This window comes from Pontimicrobium sp. MEBiC01747 (assembly GCF_053601635.1).
The window spans coordinates 1-5,024 of the sequence record NZ_JBSHNS010000254.1 but is presented as its reverse complement, the minus strand read 5'-3'; the positions used below and the strand labels follow the sequence as shown (position 1 = coordinate 5,024).

Annotated in this window: 5 protein-coding genes; 4 read left to right on the top strand and 1 reads right to left on the bottom strand. The window is 32.4% G+C overall.

All coding sequences use genetic code 11. From position 1 onward, the window contains the following. Positions 1-406 precede the first annotated feature (406 nt). From thrS to rplT, 4 genes are all read left to right on the top strand, one after another. Positions 407-2,341 carry a threonine--tRNA ligase gene (gene thrS / locus ACVC2P_RS08150; RefSeq protein WP_452597982.1) on the top strand — a complete coding sequence of 645 codons (1,935 nt, stop codon included), beginning with the start codon at positions 407-409 and terminating at the stop codon, positions 2,339-2,341. A gap of 69 nt (positions 2,342-2,410) precedes the next feature. Further along, positions 2,411-2,920, top strand: coding sequence for a translation initiation factor IF-3 (infC, locus tag ACVC2P_RS08145; RefSeq protein WP_452597983.1), 510 nt, complete (start codon positions 2,411-2,413; stop codon positions 2,918-2,920). Between the two features lie 62 nt (positions 2,921-2,982). After that, positions 2,983-3,180, top strand: coding sequence for a 50S ribosomal protein L35 (rpmI, locus tag ACVC2P_RS08140; RefSeq protein ID WP_076733479.1), 198 nt, complete (start codon positions 2,983-2,985; stop codon positions 3,178-3,180). A gap of 145 nt (positions 3,181-3,325) precedes the next feature. After that, positions 3,326-3,670 carry a 50S ribosomal protein L20 gene (gene rplT / locus ACVC2P_RS08135; RefSeq protein WP_452597981.1) on the top strand — a complete coding sequence of 115 codons (345 nt, stop codon included), beginning with the start codon at positions 3,326-3,328 and terminating at the stop codon, positions 3,668-3,670. Between the two features lie 83 nt (positions 3,671-3,753). On the opposite strand, the gene ACVC2P_RS08130 is transcribed toward rplT, so the two are convergent. After that, positions 3,754-4,827 carry an adenylate/guanylate cyclase domain-containing protein gene (locus ACVC2P_RS08130; protein ID WP_452597980.1) on the bottom strand — a complete coding sequence of 358 codons (1,074 nt, stop codon included), beginning with the start codon at positions 4,825-4,827 and terminating at the stop codon, positions 3,754-3,756. Positions 4,828-5,024 lie beyond the last annotated feature (197 nt).

The following is a 5,024-nucleotide window of genomic DNA, read 5'->3' as shown; positions in this document are numbered from 1 at the left end:
CTTTTTTTTTAGTTTTTTTAAGGAGTGTTTTTTTTCTTCTTGTCCTTATTATATATACGCGTTTTTGGTTGGTTTTTACTCTTGTGGGGGTTATCTATTTTTTAAGGGCCTTGTCTTTTTTTTATCTCTGCTTTTAAAGTTATGCTTCCCTCTTGTTTTTGCTTATTGATTTCTTCAATCTTTATCTTTTTCTCTTTTGTTTAATGCTCTCTTGCGTTAGGGATTGAATGGCTTGTTTAAGCTCCTTGAAAAGAGCGAGTAATGAAAGCCCGACCTTATTACTAAGCTTTTCTTGCTTTGTAATTAGGGAACGCCATAGAGAAAAGTTATATTAAAAATACAGTTTTATGTGTTGCTTGTCTATTGTTAACCTATTATCTTTGTTGCTTGAATTTTAAAACTTTTTATGATACAGATTACTTTACCCGATGGGAGTGTTAAATCTTTTGAGGAACGTTCTACTGCAATGGATGTTGCTAAAAGTATTAGTGAAGGCTTGGCTAGAAATGTTATTTCTGCAAATTTTAATGGTACTGCCGTTGAAACGACTACGCCTTTAACCACCGACGGGTCTTTAGTTTTACATACTTGGAAGACGGATGATGGTAAAAAAGCATTTTGGCATTCTTCGGCTCACGTTTTAGCTCAGGCTATTGAGGAATTATATCCTAATGCTAAGTTAACGATTGGTCCTGCTATTGATAATGGTTTTTATTATGATGTTGATTTTGGTGAGACTTCTATTTCTGACAAAGATTTTAAGGCTATTGAAACTAAAATGTTAGAGATTGCTCGTGGAAAGCATGATTTTAAAATGCGTTCTGTTTCTAAAGCTGATGCTTTGGATTTATATAAAGACAATCCTTTTAAAACGGAATTGATTGAAAATTTAGAGGATGGCACAATTACTTTTTGTGATCATTCAACGTTTACAGATTTATGTCGTGGTGGCCATATTCCAAACACTGGAATTATTAAGGCTGTAAAAATATTATCTGTTGCTGGTGCGTATTGGAGAGGTGATGAAACCAAACAACAACTGACTCGTGTTTATGGTATTTCGTTTCCTAAGCAAAAAGAGCTAACGGAGTATTTACATTTATTGGAAGAGGCTAAAAAGCGTGACCATAGAAAACTTGGTAAGGAGTTGGAGTTATTTACTTTTTCTCAGAAAGTTGGTGCTGGTTTGCCTTTATGGTTACCTAAGGGTGCTGCTTTACGTGAACGTTTAGAGAATTTTTTAAAGGCTGCACAAAAGAAAGCTGGCTACGAGATGGTAATGACACCTCATATTGGGCAAAAAGAACTTTATGTTACTTCTGGTCATTATGCAAAATATGGTGAAGATAGTTTTCAACCTATAAAAACGCCTAAAGATGATGAAGAGTTTTTATTAAAGCCTATGAATTGTCCTCATCATTGTGAGGTTTATAATAACAGCCAATGGTCTTATAAGGATTTACCGAAGCGTTATGCTGAATTTGGTACTGTTTATAGATATGAGCAGAGTGGAGAACTACATGGCTTAACTCGTGTTAGAGGGTTTACTCAGGATGATGCTCACTTATTTTGTACTCCAGATCAATTGGATGAGGAATTTAAAAATGTTATTGATTTAGTTTTATATGTTTTTGGCTCTCTAGGTTTTGAAAACTTTACGGCTCAGGTTTCTGTTAGAGATCCTGAAAATCCAGAGAAGTATATTGGTAATGTTGAGAACTGGGAAAAAGCTGAACAGGCAATTATTAGTGCTGCTAAAGACAAGGGCTTAGATTATGTTATTGAAGAGGGTGAAGCTGCTTTTTACGGCCCTAAGTTAGACTTTATGGTTAAGGATGCTTTGGGTAGACAATGGCAATTAGGGACTATACAGGTTGATTACAACTTACCTGAGCGTTTTGATTTGACTTATAAGGGTAGTGACAATGAGCTACACAGACCTGTAATGATTCATCGTGCTCCTTTTGGTAGTATGGAACGTTTTATTGCTATTTTACTAGAACATACTGGTGGAAATTTCCCGCTTTGGCTAATGCCAAATCAAGTTTCTGTGCTAACTCTTAGTGAGAAATATGAAAAATACGGAGAAAAAGTTTTAAATTTGTTAGAAAATCACGAAATTCGCGCCCTTGTAGACAATAGAAATGAGACTATTGGTAAGAAAATACGAGAAGCGGAGATGAGTAAAACGCCATATATGATTATTATTGGCGAGAATGAAGAGAAAGAAAATAAAATATCTGTTAGACAACATGGCGGAGATGATTTAGGCACAATTAGTGTAGATGAGTTTTCGGAAATTGTAAAAACAGAAATAAATAAGACATTAAAACAATTTTAAATAAGTTTAACTAAAACCTTAGAAGTCATAGCAATACGTAGAAAAAGATCAAAAGGCCCTTTAAGAGTAATTAAAGAAGACCAACACAGAATTAACTCTAAAATTAGAGCTGAAAAAGTGCGTCTAGTTGGAGATAATGTTGAAGTAGGAATATATTCTACTAGAGAAGCATTAGCAATAGCAACGGAGCAAGAATTAGACCTTGTTGAAATATCACCAAAAGCCGATCCGCCTGTTTGTAAAGTCATGGACTATAAAAAGTTCTTATACGAGCAGAAGAAACGTGATAAGGCTATAAAGTCTAAAGCAACTAAAGTTGTTATTAAAGAGATTCGTTTTGGTCCTCAAACAGATGATCATGATTACGAGTTTAAAAAGAAACATGCTGAGAAGTTTCTTAAAGAGGGTGCAAAGCTTAAGGCTTTTGTATTTTTTAAAGGACGTTCTATCGTGTTTAAAGAGCAAGGACAAATTTTATTATTACGTTTGGCTCAAGATCTTGAGGAGTTTGGTAAAGTAGAACAAATGCCAAGATTAGAGGGTAAGCGTATGACCATGTTTATTGCTCCAAAAAAGTAAAGACTAGCCTTAATTAAGGTGTAAAATATTATAAGCGAGATAATTAAAACCTAGGAAACAAGATGCCTAAAATGAAAACAAAATCTAGTGCTAAGAAGCGTTTTAAGCTTACTGGTACTGGTAAAATTAAAAGAAAGCACGCGTTTAAGAGTCACATCTTAACAAAGAAGTCTAAGAAACGTAAGCTAGCTCTAACGCACAGTACTTTAGTACACCCTGCAGATGAGAACAACATTAAAGTAATGATGCGTTTAAAGTAACATTACCTTAATTGGTTAAAATTAATATTTATAAACCCTGGAGTTAGGCCATTTGATTAACGATTGTAGATTTTTGATTTACGATTTTTATACAAATTAGAAAGTGTCGATTTAAAGACCGCCTACTACAAAAAAATTTAAAACTATGCCTAGATCAGTAAATTCTGTTGCCAAAAGAGCCAGAAGAAAAAAGGTGCTTAAACAAGCAAAAGGTTACTTTGGACGTCGTAAAAACGTTTGGACAGTAGCAAAAAACGCGGTTGATAAAGCTATGCAATATGCATACAGAGACCGTAGAAACAAAAAGAGAACATTTCGTGCATTATGGATTACGCGTATTAACGCAGGAGCTAGATTACACGGTATGTCTTACTCTCAATTTATGGGGAAATTAAAAGCTAATAATATCGAATTAAACCGTAAGGTTTTAGCTGATTTAGCAATGAATAACCCTGAGGCTTTTGAAGCTGTAGTAAATAAAATTAAATAAGGCATTTTGCCTTGACTAATATCATTTCGCTTATATAAAGGAAATCCGATTCTTAATTGAATCGGATTTTTTTTATTCTAAACTTAAACTTTATTTATTGTAAATAAAGTTACCTTTTCTTCTTTTCCTTTTAAGGCTATATTTCCTATTTCTGTAGTACTATAGTTATTTTTTAATTTTAAATCTCTTAATAGGCTTTCAGATATTAATAACCTTTGTTTGTATTTATTACATTCTCCTTGTATTCTTGCTGTTGTATTTATTACATCTCCATGATAGGCTATTTCTTTTTTAACGGTGCCTACTTCTGTTACAATTAAATCTCCTCCATGTACTCCTGCTTTGAATTTAGGATACACTCCGTATTTTTGCATGTATTGCTTTTCTTTCTTTAATAACCTAGCTTCAAAACTATAAAATAATTCGATACAATTATTTTTAACGATTCCTTTAGTGTATGGCCAACTGAGTACTGCTTCGTCTCCTACATATTGATATATATCTGCATTATACTTTGTTATTACTATATTTAAATCGTAAAAACATTCTTGTATAAACTCACTATATTTATAATGCCCTAATTGCTCTGCTATTGTTGTTGATGCTTGTAGGTCTAGAAACATAAAAATACGCTTTTCTTCTCTTGGCTTCTTATAATGACCTATTAAAAGCTTTATAAATATGCCTTTACCAAATTTTTGATTTGCTATTTTTATAAATGCAAAAACTAACGAGCATATAATAAAATAGACTATTATTAACCAAAATACTTTACTTTTTATCCACCACCCTGAAACATCATTGGGCAAATTTACATCTCCAAATTCTTCTACTTTTCTAGATATAAATGTTATAGAAATAATTAAACTAAATAGATATATTATAGACTTTTGAATAAAAACTAAACCTATTGATAATTTTTTGGACACATATTTATCGAACAAAAAATCGACTATAGCATAAAAAGTACCTACTATTACTCCAGAAATAATTCCGAAATTAAACAGCCATTGTATTATAGAGATGTCATTTTCTATTCCTGTTTCGAGCTCTCCTATTGCATAGTATCTAATAGTTATGAATAGACACAATGCAAGAATCCAAAATACTATTGCCCACAATAGTAAGCGTAGAAATTGTAATACATTATTTTTCAATATGCTTACGACTTTAGGTTAATCTTTAGAGATTTCGTTTATGGCTATTTTAAATTCTGTCCAATCTATTTGCTCATCTTCATTTTTATCGTAACCTTCAATTAATTTAGAAGCCACTATACCTCTAATAAAACCACTTATTTCTGCTTGCTTAAGAAGTTTTACAATTTCTTTTTTTGATAGTTTTCCATCTCCAT

Coding starts and splice junctions, on each gene's coding strand:
- thrS (WP_452597982.1), top strand. CDS start 407: ATGATACAGATTACTTTACCCGATGGGAGTGTTAAATCTTTTGAGGAA.
- rpmI (WP_076733479.1), top strand. CDS start 2,983: ATGCCTAAAATGAAAACAAAATCTAGTGCTAAGAAGCGTTTTAAGCTT.
- rplT (WP_452597981.1), top strand. CDS start 3,326: ATGCCTAGATCAGTAAATTCTGTTGCCAAAAGAGCCAGAAGAAAAAAG.